At 43.2% G+C, this 24,621-nt stretch carries 18 protein-coding genes, 8 tRNA genes and 1 riboswitch; of the genes, 2 read left to right on the plus strand and 24 right to left on the minus strand.

Annotated features, from left to right (window positions below):
* Positions 1-162: 162 nt before the first annotated feature.
* The 18 genes from rpoC to FD17_RS08875 all read right to left on the minus strand — a co-directional run bounded on the left by rpoC (position 163) and on the right by FD17_RS08875 (position 19,157).
* The gene (gene rpoC, locus FD17_RS08790; protein ID WP_057825708.1) at positions 163-3,825 is read right to left on the minus strand and encodes a DNA-directed RNA polymerase subunit beta'; all 3,663 of its coding nucleotides are present in this window, start codon (positions 3,823-3,825) and stop codon (positions 163-165) included.
* A 17-nt stretch (positions 3,826-3,842) separates the two neighbouring features.
* Positions 3,843-7,460 carry a DNA-directed RNA polymerase subunit beta gene (gene rpoB, locus FD17_RS08795; protein ID WP_057825710.1) on the minus strand — a complete coding sequence of 1,206 codons (3,618 nt, stop codon included), beginning with the start codon at positions 7,458-7,460 and terminating at the stop codon, positions 3,843-3,845.
* A gap of 246 nt (positions 7,461-7,706) precedes the next feature.
* Complete coding sequence (locus FD17_RS08800; protein ID WP_057825712.1) at positions 7,707-10,199, minus strand: ATP-dependent Clp protease ATP-binding subunit; 2,493 nt, start codon at positions 10,197-10,199, stop codon at positions 7,707-7,709.
* 15 nt (positions 10,200-10,214) lie between these two features.
* Positions 10,215-10,682, minus strand: coding sequence for a CtsR family transcriptional regulator (locus FD17_RS08805; protein ID WP_057825714.1), 468 nt, complete (start codon positions 10,680-10,682; stop codon positions 10,215-10,217).
* A 746-nt stretch (positions 10,683-11,428) separates the two neighbouring features.
* Positions 11,429-11,502 (minus strand) — tRNA-Pro (locus tag FD17_RS08810).
* Between the two features lie 60 nt (positions 11,503-11,562).
* Positions 11,563-11,636: transfer RNA gene (locus FD17_RS08815), tRNA-Pro, on the minus strand.
* Between the two features lie 22 nt (positions 11,637-11,658).
* Positions 11,659-11,732 (minus strand) — tRNA-Arg (locus FD17_RS08820).
* A 46-nt stretch (positions 11,733-11,778) separates the two neighbouring features.
* Positions 11,779-11,850 (minus strand) — tRNA-Gly (locus FD17_RS08825).
* Positions 11,851-11,854: 4 nt separating this feature from the next.
* Positions 11,855-11,928, minus strand: a tRNA-Thr gene (locus FD17_RS08830).
* Between the two features lie 30 nt (positions 11,929-11,958).
* Positions 11,959-12,040 (minus strand) — tRNA-Leu (locus FD17_RS08835).
* 18 nt (positions 12,041-12,058) lie between these two features.
* Positions 12,059-12,131: transfer RNA gene (locus FD17_RS08840), tRNA-Lys, on the minus strand.
* A gap of 2 nt (positions 12,132-12,133) precedes the next feature.
* Positions 12,134-12,206: transfer RNA gene (locus tag FD17_RS08845), tRNA-Val, on the minus strand.
* Between the two features lie 377 nt (positions 12,207-12,583).
* Positions 12,584-13,867, minus strand: coding sequence for a serine--tRNA ligase (gene serS / locus FD17_RS08850; protein ID WP_057825716.1), 1,284 nt, complete (start codon positions 13,865-13,867; stop codon positions 12,584-12,586).
* 281 nt (positions 13,868-14,148) lie between these two features.
* Positions 14,149-14,787, minus strand: coding sequence for a deoxynucleoside kinase (locus FD17_RS08855; RefSeq protein ID WP_057825718.1), 639 nt, complete (start codon positions 14,785-14,787; stop codon positions 14,149-14,151).
* Positions 14,788-14,892: 105 nt separating this feature from the next.
* On the minus strand, positions 14,893-15,933 hold the full coding sequence (locus FD17_RS08860) for a tagatose 1,6-diphosphate aldolase (RefSeq protein ID WP_057825719.1): 1,041 nt from the start codon (positions 15,931-15,933) through the stop codon (positions 14,893-14,895).
* 135 nt (positions 15,934-16,068) lie between these two features.
* Entirely contained in the window at positions 16,069-17,553 is a 1,485-nt protein-coding gene (locus FD17_RS08865) for an amino acid permease (RefSeq protein WP_057825721.1), read from the minus strand.
* A gap of 89 nt (positions 17,554-17,642) precedes the next feature.
* Positions 17,643-17,815: riboswitch (Lysine riboswitch) on the minus strand.
* Between the two features lie 88 nt (positions 17,816-17,903).
* The gene (locus tag FD17_RS08870; protein ID WP_057825724.1) at positions 17,904-18,410 is read right to left on the minus strand and encodes a GNAT family N-acetyltransferase; all 507 of its coding nucleotides are present in this window, start codon (positions 18,408-18,410) and stop codon (positions 17,904-17,906) included.
* Between the two features lie 54 nt (positions 18,411-18,464).
* Positions 18,465-19,157 carry a phosphatase PAP2 family protein gene (locus FD17_RS08875; protein ID WP_235803200.1) on the minus strand — a complete coding sequence of 231 codons (693 nt, stop codon included), beginning with the start codon at positions 19,155-19,157 and terminating at the stop codon, positions 18,465-18,467.
* A gap of 153 nt (positions 19,158-19,310) precedes the next feature.
* Here FD17_RS08875 and FD17_RS08880 point away from each other — a divergent pair, with 153 nt between their 5' ends.
* Positions 19,311-20,147, plus strand: coding sequence for a sulfite exporter TauE/SafE family protein (locus FD17_RS08880; protein WP_057825726.1), 837 nt, complete (start codon positions 19,311-19,313; stop codon positions 20,145-20,147).
* A 1-nt stretch (position 20,148) separates the two neighbouring features.
* Entirely contained in the window at positions 20,149-20,529 is a 381-nt protein-coding gene (locus tag FD17_RS08885) for a DUF1634 domain-containing protein (protein WP_057825728.1), read from the plus strand.
* Between the two features lie 110 nt (positions 20,530-20,639).
* On the opposite strand, the gene FD17_RS08890 is transcribed toward FD17_RS08885, so the two are convergent.
* From FD17_RS08890 to FD17_RS08915, 6 genes are all read right to left on the minus strand, one after another.
* Entirely contained in the window at positions 20,640-21,581 is a 942-nt protein-coding gene (locus FD17_RS08890) for a DUF4097 family beta strand repeat-containing protein (protein WP_057825730.1), read from the minus strand.
* On the minus strand, positions 21,578-22,210 hold the full coding sequence (locus FD17_RS08895; RefSeq protein WP_057825732.1) for a DUF1700 domain-containing protein: 633 nt from the start codon (positions 22,208-22,210) through the stop codon (positions 21,578-21,580). The genes FD17_RS08890 and FD17_RS08895 overlap by 4 nt, the downstream gene beginning before the upstream one ends.
* A complete protein-coding gene (locus FD17_RS08900; RefSeq protein WP_057825734.1) occupies positions 22,203-22,520 on the minus strand; it encodes a PadR family transcriptional regulator in 318 nt (105 codons plus the stop codon). The genes FD17_RS08895 and FD17_RS08900 overlap by 8 nt, the downstream gene beginning before the upstream one ends.
* A 201-nt stretch (positions 22,521-22,721) precedes the next feature.
* A complete protein-coding gene (locus tag FD17_RS08905; protein ID WP_057825736.1) occupies positions 22,722-23,177 on the minus strand; it encodes a threonine/serine exporter family protein in 456 nt (151 codons plus the stop codon).
* Between the two features lie 9 nt (positions 23,178-23,186).
* Positions 23,187-23,957 (minus strand): threonine/serine exporter family protein, encoded by a 771-nt coding sequence (locus FD17_RS08910; RefSeq protein WP_057825738.1) that lies wholly within the window; start codon positions 23,955-23,957, stop codon positions 23,187-23,189.
* A gap of 5 nt (positions 23,958-23,962) precedes the next feature.
* Positions 23,963-24,610, minus strand: a complete 648-nt coding sequence (locus FD17_RS08915; protein ID WP_057825739.1) for a metal-dependent transcriptional regulator — start codon at positions 24,608-24,610, stop codon at positions 23,963-23,965.
* Positions 24,611-24,621 lie beyond the last annotated feature (11 nt).

Consider the following 24,621-nt stretch of genomic DNA (forward strand, 5'->3'; position numbering starts at 1 on the left):
GGATTCACCAACAACAGTTGACGAAGAGCCATTACAATTGGCTATTTTGTAACGCAACAATTCCAAGATGTCCTTATTTCATTAATTTCATAAACAAAAAAGGATTTCAGCCCATGACGGGTTGAAATCCTTTTTTGAAACCGACTATTTTAATCTAAATACTTATTTAGTGGTCTTGCTCTTATTAGCATCTTCAGCTTTCATTTTTTCTTCAAGCTGGCTAATTGAGTAAACCCCGTCAGTAGATGAACTACCGATTTCTTCAGGCTTAATTCCACGGTAATCTGGCATTCCAGTACCAGCAGGAATCAACTTACCAATGATAACATTTTCCTTCAAACCAACAAGTGGATCATTCTTACCACGAATTGCAGCATCGGTAAGAACACGAGTAGTTTCCTGGAATGATGCAGCTGACAAGAAACTATTGGTTTCAAGGGCAGCCTTGGTAATACCAAGCAATACAGGACGCGCCGTTGCAGGGATTCCACCTGTAACAACAGTATCCCCGTTGCTTGTTCTGAAGTCATTGATATCCATCAAAGTACCAGGCAATACATCAGTGTCACCAGGATCCATGATACGAACCTTACGAAGCATCTGACGAATCATGATTTCCACATGCTTATCAGCCACTTCCACACCTTGCATCCGGTAAACTTTTTGAACTTCATGAAGCAGGTAGTTTTCAGTTGAAAGAACATCCCGAACCTTCAACAATTCCTTAGGATCAACAGAACCTTCGTTCAAAGCTGATCCACGGTGAATGTAGTCGCCTTCAGCAACTCTCATTCGAGCCGTAATTGGAACTGTGTAAGTTCTGGTATCGGATTCACCTTTAATAGTAACTTCTTTAGTTCTTTCAGCAGGGTTTTCTTCGATTGACTCAACAGTACCGGTAACTTCACTGATCTCAGCTTTACCTTTTGGATTACGAGCTTCAAAAATTTCTTGAACACGAGGAAGTCCTTGGGTAATATCAGCATTTCCGGCAACACCACCGGTATGGAAGTTACGCATAGTCAACTGAGTACCTGGCTCACCGATTGATTGGGCAGCAACAGTACCAACTGCTTCACCAACTTCGACTTCGTCACCGGTAGCCATGTTCCGGCCGTAACACTTCTCACAAACACCGTGAATCGTGTTGCAGGTAAATGCTGAACGGATTGTGACTTCTTTGATGCCGAGGTCGTCAATCTTGGTAGCCTGATCTTCTGTGATCATGGTGTTGGCAGGAACAATGACATCGCCAGTCTTAGGATTCTTAACAGTCTTGTGGGCATAACGGCCTACAATCCGATCGTATAATGGTTCGATCATTTCATTACCTTCAGCAATTGCACTGACGGTTAAGCCACGATCGGTCCCACAATCCTTTTCACGGACGATAACATCTTGGGCAACATCAACCAAACGACGGGTCAGATAACCAGAGTTGGCGGTCTTAAGGGCGGTATCAGTCATACCTTTACGAGCCCCATGGGTTGAAATGAACATTTCCAAAACAGTCAATCCTTCACGGAAGTTTGAAGTGATTGGTAATTCCATGATTTCACCGTTAGGAGCAGCCATCAAGCCACGCATACCAGCCAACTGAGTAAAGTTGGAAATGTTACCACGGGCACCAGAATCGCTCATCATAAAGATAGGGTTCTGAGGGTCTTGATTTTCCAACAAACGTTTTTGAATATCATCTTTGGCATCATTCCAGATACCGATAACTCGTTCATAACGCTCATGGTCAGTAATCAATCCACGACGGAACTGCTTGGTAACCATGTCAACTTTCTTATGGGCTGCGTCAATGATTTCCTGCTTATCAGGCAACTGAGTAATATCAGTAATACCAACAGTTAAACCGGATTTAGTTGATTCATTGTAACCAAGGTCCTTCATTCTATCAAGTAGGAATGAAGTTTCGGTCACTTTGTAAATCTTATAAACCTCAGCAATGATGTCACTTAAGAAACCTTTCTTAAATGGCAGGATCAATTTAGCATTTTTAAGGTGTTCATGAATATCTTCCCCTGGTTCAAGGAAGAAATGATCATCAACATAACCATTCAGATTGGTCTCTGAAGGTTCATTAATGTATGGGAAGTCTTCTGGCAAAATTTCATTGAAAATGATCTTACCAACAGAGGTAACCAGGATTTTTCCTAGTTGGTCTTTGGTGAAGGTCTTCTTTGGATATGCAGAAGTCTTGATTCCCACACGGGTGTGCCAATGAACGATTCCGTTCTTAAATGCTAACTGAGCTTCATCAGGTGAATTGAAGATCATCCCTTCACCCTCACGGCCTGCTTCTTCCATAGTCAGGTAATAGTTACCGATAACCATATCCTGAGAAGGTGTAACAACTGGTTTTCCATCCTTAGGTGCAAGAATATGACCAGCAGCTAACATCAGCAAACGTGATTCGGCTTGTGCCTCGTCAGATAATGGAACGTGAATCGCCATTTGGTCGCCATCGAAATCGGCATTGTAAGCTTCACAAACCAATGGATGCAGACGCATGGACTTACCACTTACAAGAACGGGTTCAAAGGCTTGAATACCAAGTCTATGAAGTGTAGGGGCACGGTTCAACAGAACCGGATGCTCCTTAATAACGTCTTCCAATACACTAAAGACATCATCATCTTGACGTTCAATCTTACGTTTGGCGTTCTTAATGTTGGATGCCAAATTACGGCCAACCAATTCCTTCATAATGAATGGCTTGAACAATTCCATCGCCATTGGGACTGGGAGTCCCATTTGGTTCATCTTCAAATGAGGACCAACATCGATAACTGAACGGCCGGAATAATCAACACGCTTGCCAAGTAAGTTTTGACGGAAACGTCCCTGCTTACCTTTAAGCATGTGAGAAAGCGACTTAAGTGGACGGTTACCGGGACCGGCAACTGGACGGCCACGACGACCGTTATCAATCAAAGCATCAACGGCTTCTTGAAGCATCCGTTTTTCGTTTTGAACAATAATTCCAGGTGCATTCAAGTCAAGTAATCTCTTTAAACGGTTGTTACGGTTGATAACCCGACGGTACAAATCGTTCAAATCAGAAGTGGCAAAACGGCCACCTTCAAGTTGAACCATTGGTCGTAAGTCAGGTGGGATAACTGGAATTGCATCCATTACCATCCAAGAAAGTTCATTTCCAGATTGAACGAAGGCTTCCAAAATATCAAGACGACGAACAGCACGGGTCCGCTTTTGACCAGTAGCATTCTTTAATTCGTCCTTCAACTCAACAACTTCTTTATTGATATCAACATCATCAAGCAGGGTTTTGATTGCTTCAGCACCGATTTGGGCAGAGAAACGAGGACCATATTCCTGTTTCTTTTCACGATATTCACGTTCTGAGAGCAATTGTTTCTTTTCCATAGGGGTGTTACCAGGTTCAGTAACAACATATGAAGCGAAATAGATAATTTCTTCCAAGGCACGGGGGCTCATATCCAAAACAAGACCCATCCGACTTGGAATTCCTTTGAAGTACCAGATGTGGGTTACTGGAGCTGCTAATTCAATATGGCCCATTCGTTCACGACGAACCTTTGAACGAGTAACTTCAACTCCACAACGGTCACAAACGATACCCTTGTATCGGATCCGCTTGTACTTACCGCAGGCACATTCCCAATCCTTGGTAGGACCGAAAATTCGTTCATCAAACAAACCGTCTTTTTCTGGTTTCAAAGTTCGGTAGTTAATGGTTTCAGGCTTTTTAACTTCACCATATGACCAACTACGAATTTTATCAGGAGAGGCTAGTCCAATCTGCATACTTTCGAATTTATTAACATCGACCACTAGTTTGACCTCCCATTCTAGTCATTACTATTGTTAGCGTTGGTTGATTTAGTTGGTGCTTCAACTTTATCAGCAGGCTGTTTGGCAGCTTGATCGGCTTGCTCTTTCTTCTTGTCGGCCAACTTGCTTAATGCGTCAACATTAACCACGTCGTCATCGTCGTCAAGATCACGGAGTTCGATTTCTTTATGACTTGCGTCAAGCACTTTCATGTCAAGACCAAGCGATTGTAATTCCTTAACCAACACACGGAATGATTCAGGAACACCAGGCTTTGGAATTGGTTCACCCTTAACAATGGCTTCGTAAGTCTTTACACGACCAACAACGTCATCTGACTTGTAAGTCAAGATTTCTTGAAGGGTATAAGCGGCACCATAAGCTTCAAGTGCCCAAACTTCCATTTCACCAAAACGCTGACCACCAAATTGTGCTTTACCACCAAGTGGTTGTTGCGTAACTAATGAGTAAGGTCCAATTGAACGTGCATGGATCTTGTCATCAACCATGTGGGCCAGCTTAAGGTAATGCATGACACCAACGGCGATCTTCTTATCAAATGGTTCACCGGTACGGCCATCGTACAAGATGTACTTACCATCTGAAGGCATGCCGGCTTCCTTAACGGCATCCCAGATATCCTTATCACGGGCACCATCAAAAACAGGTGTTGCAACATGAATACCAAGTTTGCGGGCAGCCATACCTAAATGGAGTTCCAAAACTTGACCAATGTTCATACGTGATGGCACACCCATGGGACTCAGCATAATATCAACTGGGGTTCCATCAGGCAGGAATGGCATATCTTCTTCAGGGATAACAACGGAAACAGTACCTTTGTTACCATGACGACCTGACATCTTGTCACCAACTTGAATCTTACGCTTTTGAGCGATGTAGACACGGACCATCTTGTTAACACCAGGAGAAAGTTCGTCCCCGTTTTCACGAGTAAAGACCTTAACATCCTGGATGATACCGCCACCACCATGAGGAACTCTCAATGAAGTATCACGAACTTCTCGTGACTTTTCACCAAAAATTGCATGAAGCAAACGTTCTTCGGCTGAGAGTTCAGTAACTCCTTTAGGTGTTACCTTACCAACTAAAATGTCGCCATCATGAACTTCGGCACCAATTCGGACAGTTCCGTCTTCATCAAGGTTCTTCAAAGCATCTTCACCAACGTTAGGAATTTCGCGGGTCATTTCCTCAGGTCCTAATTTAGTGTCCCGAGTTTCTGATTCGTATTCCTCAATATGGATTGACGTATAAACGTCATCCTTAACCAAACGTTCGCTGATCGCGATGGCATCTTCGAAGTTATAGCCTTGCCAAGTCATAAATGCAACAACAGGGTTTTGGCCAAGTGCCAATTCTCCGCCTTCCATTGATGGGCCGTCAGCTAAGATTTCGTCAGCATCAACATGATCGCCAACCTTAACAATTGGGCGTTGGTTGTAGTTCTTACCGCCGTTTGAACGACGGAACTTCATTAATTTATATTTATCGAGGGACTTGTCGTCACGACGTACTCGAATCTCACGAGCATCAACGTATTCAACAGTTCCTTCATACTTACAGATGAGGGCAACACCAGAATCATGGGCAGCCTTGTATTCGATACCGGTACCAACAAGTGGTGCATGGGGATCGATCAAAGGAACGGCCTGACGCTGCATGTTGGCACCCATCAAGGCACGGTTTGAATCATCGTTTTCCAAGAAAGGAATACATGCGGTTGCGACAGCAACTACCTGCTTAGGTGAAACATCCATGTAATCGACTTTATCGATGCTGATTTCAATGTTGTTTGACTTATGACGAGCCATAACAATCTTATTAACAAATGAACCATCATCGTTCAATGGTGAGTTGGCCTGTGCAATAACAAAGTTATCTTCTTCGTCGGCAGTCAAATAATCAATTCGGTCAGTAACCTTATGGCTGGTCCAATCCACACGACGATATGGTGTTTCAATGAAACCGTACTTGTTAACCCGGGCATAACTGGACAAACTGTTAATCAATCCAATGTTAGGGCCTTCAGGGGTTTCAATAGGACACATACGGCCATAATGGGTATAGTGAACGTCTCGGACTTCATATCCGGCACGGTCACGAGTCAAACCACCAGGTCCAAGGGCAGACAAACGACGCTTATGAGTTAATTCACCAAGTGGGTTGGTCTGATCCATGAATTGTGAAAGTTGTGATGAACCAAAGAATTCTTTGATTGAAGCCACAACTGGACGGATGTTAATCAATTGTTGCGGAGTAACGGTTGAAGTGTCTTGAATTGACATTCTTTCACGAACAACCCGTTCCATCCGTGATAAACCGATTCGGAATTGGTTTTGTAATAATTCACCAACTGAACGAATTCGACGGTTACCCAAGTGATCAATATCATCAATTGAACCGATGCCTTCTTGAAGGTTAAAGAAGTAGTTCATTGCTGAAATGATGTCAGCCGGGGTGATGTGCTTAAAGCTCAATGGAATATTGTCGTTTCCGATCAAAGGCACTACCCGGTCAGGATCGTTAACTGATTGAACCTTGATGATTTGAACAGTCATCGGTTCTGTTACAACAGCTTCGTCTGATGGGTTGAAAGTATAAGCCTTGAACTCATCATTATCGAGGAACGGTGCCAAATCCTTCATAACATCTTTGGTCACAACAGTTCCTTTTTGAGCGATAACTTCACCTGTATCAGGATCAGCAAGGGTTTCAGCCAATGTCAAGCCTAATAAACGGTTCTTCAAACTAAGCTTCTTATTAGTCTTGTAACGACCAACAGGAGCCATATCATAACGTTTTGGATCAAAGAAGCGCGCAGTCAGCAAACTTCTTGATGAGTCAGCAGTCTTAGGCTCACCTGGACGTAGTCGTTCATAGATATCCTTTAATGATTCTTCAACACGGGAATCATCGGTATCCTTATGAACATCCTTTTCCAAAGTTAAACCTAAGCTGTCACTGTCACCCAAGATGTCAATGATTTCAGAATCACTGCCAAATCCAAGGGCTCTAATCAGTTCAGTTAAAGGAATTTTTCGTGTTCGGTCAATTCGAACATAGGCGATATTTTTTGCGTCGGTTTCAAATTCAAGCCAGGCACCTCTGTTAGGAATAACAGTCGTACCAAATGAATCACGGCCGTTCTTGTCCTTATCGGCATGGTAATATACGCCGGGTGAACGAACCAATTGTGAAACAATAACTCGTTCAGCACCATTAATAATAAATGTTCCTTGATCAGTCATTAATGGAAAATCGCCAAAGAATACATCTTGAGTCTTAATTTCACCAGTCTCGTGATTGGTTAATTTTAAGGTGATGTGAAGTGGAGCAGAATAATTTGCCTCGTGCTCACGGGCCTCATCAACAGTGTACTTTGGTGTTAATAATTGATAATTGACAAACTCTAAAGAAAGCTTGCCCTGAAAGTCATCGATTGGCATAATGCCATCGAAGGTTTCCTTAAGTCCCTCATGTAAAAACCAGTTGTAAGAATTAGTCTGGATTTCAATCAGGTTAGGTAAATCAAGCACTTCTTTAATTCGTGCATAACTTCGTCGGGTACGGTGTTTTCCATATTTAACTAAATGTCCTGCCAAGTTTTTCACCTCTCCAAAAAATTCCGGAATCGAAATGTTACAATTTGATTACAAATGCGCTTTTGAACACATTTGACCGAGTTTAGGGCAAAAAAAATCCAAAAACAAGACTTACTTGCTTTTGGTTTTTTATGCAGGCCAACCCGGACAATAGATCGCGTCGACCATTTCGATTCACAACAAATACAGTTAAAAGAATAACAATTTATAGAAGTAAAGTCAACCTTTTAGACCATGGTTCATTTTGAATCGCGTTTATTTTTTATCGTTAACTAATGTTTTGTGTTCAGGCTTCTTAACTGAAATTGTAATCTGGTTGTTTCGACCACCAACAGTTACTGAATCGCCGGGAACAATTTCTTTGGCAAGCAGCTTGGCACTCAAGTTATCTTCAAGCTCGGTTTGAATTGCTCTTCGGATAGGACGGGCACCATATTCAGGATCAAATCCACGTTTGGAAATAATCCCGATTGCCGTTTTGGTAATCTTGATGTCAATTCCCTGATCGTGAATTCGTTTGATAACCGGCTTTGCCATCAAGTAAACAATCTGATCAAGTTCAGCCTTGGTCAATAAGTGGAAGACAACCACTTCGTCAATCCGGTTAAGGAACTCTGGACGGAATCGTTGCTTGAGGGCAGCTTGGATGGTGTCCTTCATTGCAGCGTAACCTTCTTTGGCATCCTCTTGGCCAAATCCAACCGTCTTCTTATCTCGAAGAGTGGTTGCACCGAGGTTGGAAGTCATAATGATAACCGTATTTCTGAAGTCAATCTTACGACCCTTTGCATCCGTCAGGTAACCATCATCAAGAACTTGTAGCAACAGGTTGAAGACATCAGGGTGGGCCTTTTCAACTTCATCAAAGAGAACAACTGAATAAGGTTTCTGACGAACCTTTTCAGTTAATTGGCCACCTTCATCGTATCCAACATAGCCGGGTGCTGAACCAATCAAACGACTGGTTGAGTATTTCTCCATGAATTCACTCATATCAACCCGGATCATGTCGTCTTCAGAACCAAATACGGCTTCAGCGACTGCTTTTGCCAATTCAGTCTTACCAACACCGGTAGGACCGAGGAACATAAATGAACCAATTGGGCGATTTGGATCTTTCAAACCGCTTCGTGCTCGACGAATCGAACGTGAAACCGCTGAAATAGCCTCTTCCTGGCCGATAACCCGCTTATGAAGAACCTTTTCCAAATTAACCAAACGATCCGCTTCAGTACTGCTCAAACGGGTCACTGGAATCCCAGTCCATTCGCCAACAATCTCGGCAACATCCTGGGGTGTTTCCTTGACTGGATAATGAGCATCTGCAGGATTCTCATCGGCGTCATCATCGTGAGCCAACTCATCCTGCAATTTATTAGTCTGTTTACGAAGCTTGGCTGCCTTTTCGTAATCTTGGGCAACTAAAGCTTCATTTAATTCAGACAATAAATCTGATAATTTCTTGTGGTCATCGACAGCATCGGATTTCTGTAAATGATCGATTCGAACCTTGGCAGCTGCCTCATCCATCAAATCAATGGCTTTATCAGGCAGGAACCGATCGCTGATGTAACGACTGGAAAGATTAACAGCTGTTTCAATTGCTTCATCAGTAATTTCAACGTGGTGATGTTGTTCATACTTGGGACGCAAGCCCTTTAAGATTTCAACGGTTTCATCAGTGGTTGGTTCGTCAACCATGACTTTGGCAAATCGACGTTCCAGAGCAGCATCGGATTCAATGTACTTTTGGTATTCGTCCAAAGTGGTAGCACCGATTAATTGAAGCTCACCACGAGCCAACGCTGGCTTTAAAATATTGGAGGCATCAATGGCACCTTCAGCACCACCCGCACCAATCAAAGTGTGTAATTCATCAATGAATAAGATGATATTGCCATCTGAGTAAATTTCATCAATGACTTTCTTCAAACGGTCTTCAAATTCACCACGATACTTGGTACCGGCAACTAATGAACCCATATCAAGCATCATCAGGCGCTTCTTAGCCATGTCGCCAGGCACGTCACCGCTGACAATTCGTTCTGCCAAACCTTCAGCAATGGCAGTTTTACCAACACCGGGTTCACCAATTAAAACAGGATTATTCTTTGTTCGACGAGCTAGGATTTGGACAACCCGCTTAACTTCAAGATCACGGCCGACAGTTGGGTCAAGTCGGTCTTCTCGGGCCATTTCAGTTAAATCACGGGCTAATGAATCAATGGTTGGTGTCTTTGAATCAGCTTTCTTTTGCTGACGGCCTCGTTGCTTGTTAGCCAAGTTCGAAGCCATGGAACCACCACTGATTCCCATTTTACGTAAGGTTACTTTTCTGATTTGTGATAAATCGAGTCCCAAATTAATCAGGATTCGTGATGACAGAATTGTTTCATCCGTCAACAGTGAAAGCAAAATATGCTCAGTTCCTACTTTCGGAACACCATTCTTCTTGGCAAATTCTCCTGCCTGAGCTAAAACCTCTTTTGCTTTTGGAGAGTATGGCAGATAATCGTTGCTGCTAAGGTCCTTTAGGTTGCCGTAGCCGGCGAAACGCTCTACTTCTTCAGTAACGTCTTCGGCAGTTACAGAAAACTGCTGGAGAGCCTTGTAGGCGATTCCGTTGGTCTCAATCAGTAAGCCTAATAATAGATGTTCAGTTCCAATCGCCTGGTGCTTGAATTTCTTGGCTTGTTCCTGAGCAATGGTCAAAACGTTCTTAGCACTTGGAGTAAATAAATTATTCATAGATACCCTCGCTTCCTATCGTTCGTATCGCAACCGGTTCAAAATCGACACCATGATGTTGGCGCGCATGATGTCAGTTAGATCGCTGCTGTTTAAGTCAATTGCATCTTTGTCAATCGCGGCTAATATGATACTCACCTCGCGACGATTAATTAATTCATTATTATATAACGTTTGGACGATTGTTTCACTATCTCGTTTCGATAATTTGTTGCCAATCGCAGCAATGAGTGAATTCAAAACGTCAATGTCATCTAATAAATGAACCTTTTCTATTCTAATGTAGCCGCCGCCACCGCGTTTACTTTCCACAATGTATCCATTCTGAATTGTAAAACGGGTGTTAATCACATAGTTGATCTGAGACGGTACAACGTCAAACAAGCCAGCAATTTCAGAACGACGAATTTTCACCTGCTCGTTCTGCGCAAGGATTTCTTTGAGATAACGTTCAATTAAATCAGAAATATTTTCGTCCGCCATGTAATCACCCAATTCTTTGACTAATATTGACTATTATTATACGAATGTTGGGGGAAAGTGCAAGGAAAGTGTTTGAGAGTGCGACGAGCCACGGGTGAACCCGGAGTATAAGACAAGGCAGAGAATGATGAACAAATCTTGTTCGTCATTCTCTGCCTTGTCTTATACAGTAGGGTTCAGTGGCTCGGAGCACGTTTGGGAGGCTGCCTCACCCACCAAAAGAAAATAACCTCACAAATTAATTCCACTCTATCCAATCAACTAACAAACGGTGTTCATTGATTACCATTCCCTTCTTGTGTGTAGCGATCAGGGCAGTCGGAGCACGTTTAGGAGGCTGCCTCGTTCACCAAGAGAAAATACCCTCACAAACCAACCCCCTGTTTATTCAAGTAAAAAACAAACTTTGTTCATTGCTAATTCTTCTGTCTTATACAGTAGGGTTCAGTGGCTCGGAGCACGTTTGGGAGGCTGCCTCGTCTACTAAAAGAAAATAACCTCACAAATTAATTCCACTCTATCCAATCAACTAACAAACGGTGTTCATTGATTGCCATTCCCTTCTTGTGTGTAGCGATCAGGGCTGTCGCCCACAGGACTAGCCGGACTTGCAGCCGGGCGTCGGAGCACGTTTCGAAAGCTGCCTCATCTGCCAAAACAAAAAAGCCAGAATCCAAGAAACAGATTCTGACCCTCACTAAATATGTATGTTTAAACGACTATCACTGAAATTTCCCACAAAAAAATCGGGAAAACAAGATTTGAACTTGCGACCCCTACGTCCCGAACGTAGTGCTCTACCAAGCTGAGCTACTTCCCGATGATTAAGTACTATTCAATTAACAATATAAATATATCATATTATCTATGTTGTAAAAAGTCGGGAAGACAGGATTCGAACCTGCGACCCCCTGGTCCCAAACCAGGTGCTCTACCAAGCTGAGCTACTTCCCGAAAAATTTATTGCAATAAAAAATGCACCCAGTAGGAGTCGAACCTACAACCTTCTGATTCGTAGTCAGACACTCTATCCAATTGCGCTATGGGTGCATAATAAGTATTTAATTAAGTAACCTCAATCATGAATCTTGATTGAAGCGGAAGACGGGATTCGAACCCGCGACCCCCACCATGGCAAGGTGATGTTCTACCACTGAACTACTTCCGCAAAATGCCGACTAGACGATTCGAACGCCCGACCTCTTCATTACTAGTGAAGCGCTCTAACCAACTGAGCTAAGTCGGCAAAATGTTAATTCATAGGTACTAGTACCTATGCGGGCGAAGGGATTCGAACCCCCACGTCATAAGACACTAGAACCTAAATCTAGCGCGTCTGCCAGTTCCGCCACGCCCGCATTGTTTAAAACTGGCAATGAGCCGTGGCAGTCTCGAACTGCCGACCCTCTGATTAAAAGTCAGATGCTCTACCAACTGAGCTAACGGCTCAATGGAGGATACAGGGATCGAACCTGTGACCTCCTGCTTGTAAGGCAGATGCTCTCCCAGCTGAGCTAATCCTCCATGAAACTAATATTCGAAATTGGTTGGTAGATACGTCATCAACACAACTATTAAATTTTACAATACCAGTCAATTCAAGTCAAGATGAATTTTCAAAAATTGTAATTGGTTAACGGTTGATCGGTAACGACTTTTTCCGACAAAAAATATTATATCCTATCCTGGAAAACATTGCTAGTCCAATTTTGAAATAATTCAATTTTTATTCAGCTTAAACAAAGAAGGCGGAAGACCTTTTACAGTCTTCCGCCTTCTTCTGAATCAGGGAAACAAGCAGCGCCAATCGGATTGATCGGGGAAACCAATCGTGGATCGGTGGTAACTCGAATGAACATCATTCGGGTTACATTTATTAATTACGCATTTTGTCCACGAAATTATTTTTGCTTTTCAATTTTTGTCATGCCATGCATGTATGGACGCAACACTTCAGGAATTGTGACACTACCATCTTCGTTTTGATAGTTTTCAAGAATGGCGGCAACGGTTCGTCCAACAGCTAATCCGGAACCATTTAAAGTATGAACAAAGTGCAGCTTGCCATCTTCGTCACGATATTGAATATGGGCCCGACGTGCTTGGAAGTCGGTACAGTTTGAACAACTCGAGATTTCACGATACTTATCCTGGGCTGGGAACCAAACTTCCAAGTCGTGTGTCATTGCAGCGGTGAAGCTCATGTCGCTGGTCGTCAAAGTGATGACGTGGTAGGCCAATCCTAACTTCTGTAGGTTGGTTTCCGCTTGATGGGTAATTTCTTCCAATGCATCCCACGAATCTTCTGGCTTGGTAAATTTGACCATCTCAACTTTGTTAAATTGATGCAGACGAATCAAGCCTTTGGTATCACGGCCGGCACTTCCAGCCTCGGAACGGAAGGCTGGTGTCAATGCGGTTACCGAAACCGGAAGTTTTTCAGTTGGAATGACTTCATTACGGTAATAGTTGACCAACGGAACTTCGGCAGTTGGAATCAAAGTTAGATCACTATCCTGGATTTCATAGCCGGCTTTGGTTTCCAAGAACTTTGGAAATTGGCCGGTGCCGTACATTGAGTCCTCATTCACCATATACGGCGGAATCACTTCGGTGTAACCGGCAGCAGTGTTTTGATCAAGATAGAAGTTATACACTGCCCGTTCCAGAAGGGCACCATCACCAATATAGTAAACGAATCGACTACCTGACACTTTGGCTGCCCGTTCAAAATCAAGGATTCCAAGATCCTCACCAATATCCCAGTGATGCTTTGGCTTGAAATCAAATGACGGGATTTTGCCAATCTTTCGTAACTCGACAGAACCTTCTTCGGTTAGTGAAACCGGCACACCATCATGGGGAATGTTTGGCAGATGAGCTGCTAAATTATGCTCTTCTTCTTCAACTTGGCGTAATTGTTCATCAAGATTCTTAATCTTTTGACCAACTTCCTTCATCTGGTTGATTGCTTCGGAAGCATCTTCCTTGTTGCGCTTTTTTTGAGAAATCTGGTCTGAGACTTCATTTCGTTTTGCTTTTAATGACTCCGATTCAACAATTAAATCACGACGTTTGGCATCGTATCCAACCAACTCATCAACTGTTTCTGGTTTGATCCCGCGAGTTGCCAATTTTTCTTTGGTAAAATCAGGATCTTTTCGTATCTTTTTGATATCTAGCATTTCAATTCCTCCCAAATATATAGAAAAAGGACCCTTCGTCTATGGGACGAAGGATCCTTTTCGCGGTACCACCCAAGTTCCCGACAGTATCTTGTCGGACTCTCAAAGTATGGTAACGGCATACACCGTGCAGCATTGCCTGCCCGTTTACTTGTGCTGGAATATTCGATAACAGTTCACACCGGCCACTGTCTCTCTGAAATCTACTTGATAGGCACAAAACGTTTTATCTGCATCTGATTATAACCAATCAATCCAGAAATCACAAGGGGAGACTGCCCTTAAATCGCCAGTTTTTCGACCTTGGCATCAATCATGTCAATCACTTTATTCTTATCGGCATCATTTTCAACAAAATCGTACTTATCACCGTCAATCTGAATTTTCGGTGATTTATCATATTCCCGGTACCAGTTTTGATAACGATTATTTAAATCCTTGTAGTATTGATACAAATCCGGATCGTTATCGATCTGTTCAAACGACCGGCCCCGTTTCTGGATTCGGTTCAACATTGTCTCAAAAGAGATGTTGATGTGAATCAGGAGATCCGGATTCTTGCTATGGTCAGCAGCCGCCATCTCCTGCATCATGTTCTGCAGGAGCGAATCGTAGATGTTGACCTCTGTTTCGGTTGCCCGACCAAGATCGGCGTTTAAGTGGAAAAGCAATGAATCCTCGAAAATTGAACGATCCAGAACACTTTCACTGTTTCCCCAAGCTTTTTTGATGTCATCCATACGCCGATTCAAAAAATCGATTTGCAGCAGAAAAGCATACTTTTTAGGATCCTTGTAAAATAGCGGCAGGATCCGGTTGTTTTCAACAGATTCATAGTAAGCAGGTGTTCCCAAATGCTCAGAAAGCATCTTGGTTAATGACGTTTTTCCGGCACCAATTGTTCCAGCAAGTACAAGCATAATTATTCCCCTAACATTTAAATGTGTGTTAAATTCTCTTAATCGATTTCGTTAACGCTACATGTTGTACTAGTTAGGCAGCAGTTATGCAACATATTGTGGAATTTATTTTATGTCAGAAATGTCAACGACTTGAATATTGTCTTTGCCACCGTATGCTTCAAACCACGGTGTGGCGTTCTCAGACAAGATTTGAGTCAATTCGGTTACGTTCTTAGTGCCTTTACGCTTCAACCAATCGACCAAGCCATCCTTACCGTCACGGATGTAAATATCGACGCCTTCGAGCCAAGTTGCCCGGCCGCTTAACACACCGTTGAACTTGGCACCGGCATCCCCGGCTAACTTAAGTTCTCGCTGGAAAACCGGGGTTGGCACACCGGCACTCAAGAAAATGAACGGACGGGTTGCTTCATCACTGAGCTCTTTGAGATAGCCTTTGGCCTGATCCTCAGTGTAGGCATAATCATCCCCATCTGCCCACTCTTTGACATAGGTTGGGTTAAATGGAATTTCCATCTTCAAGACATCAATGTGGTATTTATCCTGAGTGAATTCCTTCATCGACTTCAATACCAATTCAGGCTTGATCTTCGCGAAGTCGAGTGACTTGCTGTCATAACGATCGTCATACGTCACAATTTCAAAGAACGTTGGTGTCTCGGCAGCCAAACCTTCCGTTCCGTAACGTTCTGCGAATGCTTTTTTAACATCGTTAATCTCATCAGGATCGTTTGGATTGTAGTAAACCAACACTTTTAGGGCATCTGCACCCTTTTCAACCATAATTTGGGCGGACTGGTCGGGAATCAAGCTGGGCAAGCGGCCGGGCGTATCAGCATCATAGCCGGTTTTTTCGTAAGACATGATTAAACCGGTATCTTTAGCCTTTGATTGGATTGCTTTGAATCCCATCTGCTCATCAAGCAGTACTGCAGAACTCAACGGACTCAGAATTTCAGAAACAATTTCTTTGAAATCATAAACCATCTTCATACTGAAAAGCTTTCCGTATTTTTCGGAAGCTTTTTTCATACCCTTAACAAGCGATCCACGCTGGTCTAACGCCAATGCATCGATAATATCTTCATCATTGGATAATTTGTTCATTCTTTCAAATTTACCTTTGGAAATTAATTTTTTCATCTATCTCTCTCCTCATGTTTTAAATATACCAATTGTTGAAATTGTACCAAACATTGATATGTAATATCAAGCCTTGCGCCAATAAATAATAAAATTGGCCTATCCGGATGGATAGACCAATTACAAATTAATATATTACTTGTTGTTCAATTCTGAAAGGTTTTCTTCTTTGTGAGATGGGGAAACGTCAACCTGATCCAAAGGAATGATTTTCGTATGGTGCTTAATCTTGTACCAAATATAGAGAACCAGTACTAATGGCACACTCATGTAAGTGACCAGAATTTGTTTCCAATCAAAGTTGGCAAATGCCTGTGGGTTTTGGCCGACAATAACCAGAATACACAAGATTAAACAAAGAACCGGCCCAAACGGGAACAGCTTGGCATGATACTTCAATTCACTGATACTGTGCCCCTGCTTAACAAAGGCTCTTCTAAACCGGTAATGTGAGATGGCAATTCCGAACCAGGCAATAAACCCGGTCAGCCCGGAAGCTGCAACCAACCACATGTAAATTTTTGGACCTGCAATACTGGAAATGAAGGTCAACAAAGACACAAATGTCGTGACCAGCAGTGAATAATATGGAATCCCGTTAGGTGCTGTCTTTCCAAGTGACTTGGGCGCATATCCACTATTTGACAGTGAGTAAAGCATCCGAGTCGAAGCATACATTCCTGAGTTGGCCGACGAAATCACTGACGTCAAAATAACCGCGTTCATGACGCTGGCAGCTGCGGCAAGCCCCGCTCTCTGAAAGACCAGGGTAAATGGACTGATGGCAATGTCGGTCGCACTTGAGCCCAACAGTGAATGACTGGTATAAGGAATGATCGCTGCAATCACGAAAATTGTCAAAATATAGAATAAAATAATCCGCCAGAAGACTTCGTTGATTGCTTTTGGCACACTGTGTTGCGGATCTTGTGATTCACCAGCGGTAATTCCGACCAGCTCAGTTCCCTGAAACGAGAATCCTGCGACCACGAAAACACTCAAAATAGCGGGAAATCCACCGACAAATGGCGCCTGCTTAATGGAGAAGTTTCGCATCCCGACAAAATGACCGCCCATAATACCGAAGATTGTCAGGAATCCAACTGCCAAAAAGACAATGATGGTGACAACTTTAATGGCCGACATCCAAAATTCAGTTTCGCCAAATGTGCTGACTGACATCGCATTAATCAAGAAAATGATTAATAACGCAATGGCACTCCAAATCCAGGCCGGCACGTTTGGCAGCCAGAATTTCATAACCAAAGCAGCCGTACTGATATCAACAGCAACGGTAATTGCCCAGTTGAACCAATAATTCCAACCCATTGCAAATCCCAACGCAGGATCTACGTACTTTGATGAGTATGCGGCAAATGACCCTGAAATCGGCATATTTGTCGCCATTTCGCCCAAGCTGGTCATTAAGAAGTAAACCATCAGGCCCATCAAAACATATGCTGTCAGCGCCCCACCAGGACCCGCCTGGCTGATTGCAGAACCACTGGCTACGAAAAGTCCGGTTCCGATACATCCGCCCAAGGCGATCATTGACACGTGGCGGGCTTTTAATCCCCGCTTGACCTGCCCAGTGGCTTCTTGGTTCTCGTTTTCGTTCATTTTTTCGTCTCCTATATAAAATAATTTCAAAACCAAATCTACAAAAAAATCCCTTTCAAAATATTGAAAGAGACAATGAAGTTTCTCAACATCTTGATAGCTCTCCGCGGAATTCCGCGACAGTCCCCAGCCTCTTAAACTGGGACCCAACAAATAGATGGAAGGCAACTATTTGTTTCGGCATTCATCCCTTTTTACTTCAGTCATAACTTCCTTCAAGTTCCTGAAATATACTTTTGATGAATGCGCCTCTACTCGAATATATTGAATGATTTAGTTTGTAAATAACTTTGACAATCAAAATTGTAACTCACTTAAGTGGAATTGACAAACTTGAAAGATTTTTGAAATTACAATTCAAGCTTGTAAATCAACTTTTTTCTGCCGACCAACGGATCAATGACCGTGGAAACTTGTTGAAATCCAACTTGTCCCAATAAAGCTTTTGATGAAACGTTATCCACAAACACTTCGGCATTGAACGTTCTCACTTCAGAAGTCTGCTTGAAAACCTCAACGAGTTTCTCCAGTGCTTCAGTCATGAGCCCTTGATTCCACAGTTCCGGATCAAGAAAATAGCTGATTTCCAGATTGGCTTCGTCCGGAAAACCACATTGGCCAATTTGTTCATACAACAAGATTGCCCCAACCAGCTGATCATGAACGCGAATCCCAAATGTGTTGTCATTTGCAATCTGACGTTTGGCCAGTTCGCCCAGCATTTGTTTATTGCTGATCAAATTAAAACCGGCACCCTCAGCAATTTGCGGAAATGAAATCAGTTTTTCATACGCTTCAAGGTCATCTGCTGTTATCTTTGTGATAGTAATTCTGTTGGTCTTCATCGGTAATTGCACAGCTATTTCTCCTTAATAAAAAGTGCCGGGGACAATACCCCCGACATCCCAAAACTATATTTTAGTATGAACAACAAAACGGTACCTGGCTACCTGTGGGGCATATTGTGCGTACAACATTTCCGCAAATAATAGCCATGAATAACCAACTAGGCAGGCACCAATGGTATCTGTTGGAAAGTGGGCGTTTAAATAAATCCGGGAAAGCATCACCAAGACGAGCCCAACTACCAACAGCGCTTTAAGAACGATTCGGATCAAAGCGTGTTCAATCAGCGGTAGGACAATAATCCACAATACCCCGGCGACAAAGAAAAAGCCAATGACGTGTCCACTTGGGAAGCTATAACCATTATCAACGCCAAGATGTAACGGTGGCCGGTGTCGGCGAACCAGCTGCTTGACAACAAGGTCGATGACCCCACCACTTCCAATTGTGAGTAAAGCCCACAACGCAGGAACTTTGTATTTAAATCCCCACAGGAAAAAAGCAGCAATAAAGACCCAAAACCCGTCCATCACAGGGCTTGATAAAAACGTGATAATTGAGTAGAAATGCTCAAGTCCGGGAGTCGGAGAAGTTCCTTGGATGGCCGTGGTAAAAACTGAATCCAAAAATTGCAAATAGTCAAAATTAAACGCCACTGAAACTGCAAGCAATGCTGTAAAGCATAGACTGACAATCAGTTTGACCAAACGGTTCGGATCTCGTTCCATGAGCATGTAGTCTTCATTTCCGTACATCATTTCAACAACCTCTCGTATGTATTACTCAAAAATGAGTATATCACAAATCGGAAACCTGTTTTTGGTTTCTGAAAATTTTTGCTGTCTTTTAATTATTTACAGAAAGTGTATAATCTTGTGAGTTGGTTAAAGAAATGACAAGGAGTGAGAGACTTGATAAATTATGCTTTATTGATGATTGCAATCGGAATGTTCGCCGGGTTTGCCGGAGCCATTCTCGGTTTGGGCGGTGGCATTATTCTGACCCCCATTTTGACACTGATCATGGGCGTGGATATTAAATACGCGATTGGTGCCAGCATTATTGCGGTTATCGCAACCAGTTCCGGTGCTACAATTGCCTATCTGCGGGATAAGGTTCTCAATCTGCGGGTGGCAATGTTTCTGGAAATTGCGACAACCCTCGGTGCTTTAAGCGGTGCTTTGCTGACCGGTGTCATCGATCCAAAGTATCTCTACATATTATTTGGATTACTGCTATTATTCTCTGGATATAATATGATTCGCAAACTGATCAGCCACCAGGAAGTGCTCCATCTTGCCCACCCTGACAAGTTATCGTCAAAATTCAAGCTGGACAGCAACTATTTTGATAACGTGGAAGGCAAAACAATTAATTATCAAGTTGAACACATCCCCGGCGGCCTGGCCGTCATGTACGGAGCAGGAATTGCCAGTGGCCTGCTTGGAATTGGTTCAGGTGCCTTCAAAGTAATGGCAATGGACACGGTTATGAAAATGCCGCTCAAGCCGTCCACATCAACCAGTAACCTAATGATGGGTGTCACCGCGGCAGCCAGTGCCACCGTGTACTTCTTCAACGGTTCAATCAAGCCAATGATTGCCGTTCCACTGGCGTTGGGAATCCTAGTTGGTGCCCGTGGGGGATCACGGATCATGCGGGATATGTCGGCGCGAACCATCCGGATGATTTTTGTTCCCATCCTGTTTTATATCGGCATTGAAATGTTCTTGAAGGGGATCAGATAAAATGGACAAGAATACAAAAGAACAAATGAATGAAGAAATGGCTGACGTTCAACTGATCATCGGAAAGATTCTCCGGTTGGGGGTCATGATTTCCGCAACCGTGATGTTGGTTGGCTTAATTCTATTGATTGTTAAGGGAAATGGTGGCTATCCAAACAACGCCTTCCCGACTGATTTTACTGATATTTGGGCCGGCATCGCCACACTCAAGCCCTATGCAATCATGATGCTGGGCATTTTCCTGTTGATTTTGACACCGGTTTTACGAGTAGTCGTATCAATCTACTCATTTTATCGTGAAGGTGACAATCTATATGTCGTAATTACAACGATTGTCCTGGTCATTTTAGCCATCAGCTTTATATTCGGAATTCTAAGATAAGTTCAATCAACTAACAATACGAACAGAATAAACAAAAGGACCCGCAAATTCAGTTAATGCAATACTGAATTTGCGGGTCCTTTTTCGTTAAAAATTGCTTAGATTGTTTGTTAGCGAACCGTCACATCGCCGCCATCTGAGGACAAACGATACAACGCAAGGTTCTGCTTGGACATCTGCCATGAATGATTGTCATGGCCAAACATTGATACGTCACCACCATCGACACTGGCATTTACCTGAACCTTCTTACGGTTTGGAATAATGGCATCAATGTCACCGCCGTCTGTGGTGGCGATGATTGAACCGGTCACATTATTGTGATTCAACGTGATATCGCCACCGTCGCTGTTGATCATGGTGTCCTTTAACTTTGTGGAGGCAAATGAAACGTCACCACCGTCAGTTGAAATGGTTGTAGCACCATCTGAGAAGTCGGCGTTTTGATAAGTTAAATCGCCACCATCGCTGGTTTGGGTAATGCCAGGGGCTGTCACATTCTTCATAGAAGTATCATCGGTATTCTTCAAAGTAAGTCCAGACCGTGATTTGACATTTTCCAGGCTGATATCTGCTTCGCCCATCAGCTTAACATTGTTGACGTTCAAATTCTTAATCGAAATACCGTTATAATTTCGTCCAGAGATTCCGTCCAAATGATGCTTCTTAGGAATCGTAATGATAATCCGTCCACCGCCATTATTATAGCTTTCAATACTGAATCCAATGATGCGGGTGCGATGCTGCTGTTCGCCGGTAATCGTCAATGTTCTCCCATGCTGCTTAACTGTATTGAATTTGGGATAAGAAATAGTTGGTTGTTTGACGTCGCCTGATTGAATGTCCACCGCACTTTCAGTTCGAAAATCAATCTGATTAACCGATCCCTTCAGATCTTTGGAGACCATCTTAGTAGCTCTTGCATGTTCATCTTCAACCTTAAAGCCGTTATCCCACACAATCGTCTTAAAGCCCGTGTGGCCAATAGCGAGGGCAAACATAATCCCGCCAAGGATCGTTAATGAAAGCCCAATAATCATTGATTTTTTCATTGTTGTGGCCCCCTTCCGTGCTTTTCAGCACGATTTTTCGGAACAAGCTTTCGGTATGCCCAACGAGAAAAGTTTGTAACGCCACGAATGACGCCGTTAAATGCTGCTGAGAATACTGGGGTCATCATGACAATCAAACCAACGATCATCAGGCCAGTGCCAGTGTAGAGCAAGCCAAGCCATGCATCTGTCGGCAACACGCCAATTCCGACGACCAAACTTCCAAGGCCGCCAAACATAACTCCGAAGAGCAGGCCAAGCAAGCCGACAATAACGCCAAATGCAGTCACAAAGATTCCAATTGATAAGCCAAAGATCCCAAGAGCCAATGGAATCGTGACCGGTGTTGAAAGAACAGCCAAGACAATCAGCCAAATAGTTTTAACATCATTTTTCGGTTGCTTCTTGCGACTCCCATCGGATGCCGGCTCATTCAATGTTCGAATCGAGTAATCAGCCAACACTTTTCTTGCCAGCTGATGAGGCGTTCCCAACTCTCTGACACAGTCGTCATAAGAATCATAGCCGCCATCCTGTAAATATTCGGTATAAAAGTCAACGGCTTCATCCCGTTCTTCTGGACTTAATTGGCCGAGCAAAGCCCGAAATTCTTCAATAAAATCATTCATCCTGATCATCCCCTAACATTTTATCAATTCCTGTTTTGAAGTCCTGCCATTCCTGTTGGATAATGCCAAATTGTTTTTTCCCTTCCGGTGTGATCTTGTAATACCGTCGATTCCGACCCTGGTATGGCTCATCGTAGGTCGTCAGCAAGTCACCTTTTTTTAATCGTCGCAAGACTGGATACATGGTCGACTCCGACACGGAGATCGACTCTTGGACTTTCTGGGTTAAGGCGTAACCGTAGTAATCCTTGTCGTTTAGAATCCCCAGCACACATCCGTCTAATAGTTCTGAACTTATTTGAATTGCCATATTGTCACCTCCATAATATTATATGTCATATAATATTGTTCAACACAAAGAATACGCCCATTTAGTCATTTGTCAACTAAGTGATTTGTAAAAGAATGCAAAAAATAGAAGCCAAACTTTCGTTTAACTTCTCAATCGTTACTCTTAATGATCCATACTTGAAAAGCGTACCTGTAAGCAAACCGCTTAACAGTATGATTTTCATTTTCCCCAGCCAAATGGCAGGTATTTAATTTTAATTCGAATTTTATTGATCAGTTCAGCCACGATGAACCCAAGGGCTATCGATCCGGCAATCCAAACCACTTCTGATAAGTAATTGAATGCGACTTGGTAATCGCCCAGAGCAAAGTTTTTAATCGTGTTGTACGCTTGGCCCCCTGGAACCAGTGGCACCAATCCTGGTACATCAAATAAAATACTCGGCATTTTTTTGATATGGGCAATTACCACTGAGACCAACCCGATGGTCAGCCCACCAAAGAAATTGGGTGCACCCAAGCCACCCCAAGTATTGATGATAACGTAATACACCAGCCAACTTAAAGTCGCGGTGATCCCGGCAACATTCAACGCCCGGTGGGGGAGATTGACAATTAAGCCAAAACCAATCCCTGAAAAGTATACGCAAATGCATTTAATAATAAACAGATTCATAAGCATCCCTCAAAAGAAGTGCAGCGCAATTGCCACACCAAAGCCCAGTGCACAAGCACTGATCAAAGCCTCAATTCCCCGTGCAGGTCCACTGATCAGATTCCCCGACAACGCATCCCGAACCGCATTAGTCAACGGAATCCCCGGGACCAGCGGCATCATGCCGCCAATGATAATATCGTCCGCCTTGTAGCCAATCCCGTTTTTCACGGCGATCAGCGCCAGCGCACCAACGACTACCGCCGCCAAGAACTCACTCAAAAAGCGAATTTGAATATAAATATTCAAGAAATAATAGACTGCCCAGCCGCACATGCCGACAATAAACGTAATCCAGAAATCTGGTAAATTATTCTGAAAGACCACGACCAGGGTTCCACTGACCAGCCCTGCACCAAGGGTCTGAAGCCATAACGGAAAATTGGCAACCAGATCGTCAATATGAATCAGATCATCTCTGAACTCATAGATATCAATCTTTTTGGCAGCGTAAGCGCGCGAAAGCTCATTCACTTTGGCCACCTTTTCCATATCAAAGGCCCGTTTGTCAATGGAGCCAACCTCTGCACCAACTTCTTTGACGCCGCCAGACATGATAATTCCAGTCAGGGTGGCATAGACCTGGGCATCTTTTAACCCGGCATTTTTGGCAATCCGCATAATGGTGTCATTGACCCGTGACATTTCCGACCCGGATTCAATCATAATTCTTCCTGCAAGCACACAGGTGTTTAACACCAAATGATCATAATTCTCCTGTCGAGTTGCAGTGTCTGCCATCTCAATCACCTCACGAAAACATAATGGGCCGTTTTAAATCCAATCACCAATTTTTTCTTATCCGTCAAATTCTTAACCGAGACTGAACCTTCAAAGGGATCATGAGAAATAATTTTTAACCTGTCGCCAATATCAAGCTTAATATCGCCCAATAAGGTCAGCAGATCATGATTATCAATAAAACGATTAACAACGACTTCATCGCCGTCTTTTGTATCCGAAAGAAGTTTATCATGATCCGGGTGATAATTACCATTCTTATCTGGAATAACGCCGCCATGAGGACAACGTTTCGGGTTGCCCAAAAAGTCGTCCAAATGGTCGATCATCTTATCCGAAGTGACATGCTCCAGTAATTCCGCCTCATCATGAACGTCTGAAATATCGTAATGCAGTGTATCTGCAAGAAACGTCTCCCAGATTCGATGCTTGCGAACCAGCTCTTCTGCGTATCGTTTGCCTTTCTTCGTCAATTGAACACCTGAATAAGGTTCATGGGTGACCAGCTTTTCGTCGACCATCTTATTCACCATTTCAGTGACTGAACCGGCAGCGATATTCAAGCTGATGGCAATCTGTTTGTTGCTGACCAAGTCATCAGTGCCGCCAAGTTCAAATATAATCTTTAAATAGTCCTCTTTCATTGGGGTCATTAGGCTCAAAA

Source organism: Lentilactobacillus sunkii DSM 19904 (assembly GCF_001435575.1).
Lineage (GTDB): Bacteria > Bacillota > Bacilli > Lactobacillales > Lactobacillaceae > Lentilactobacillus > Lentilactobacillus sunkii.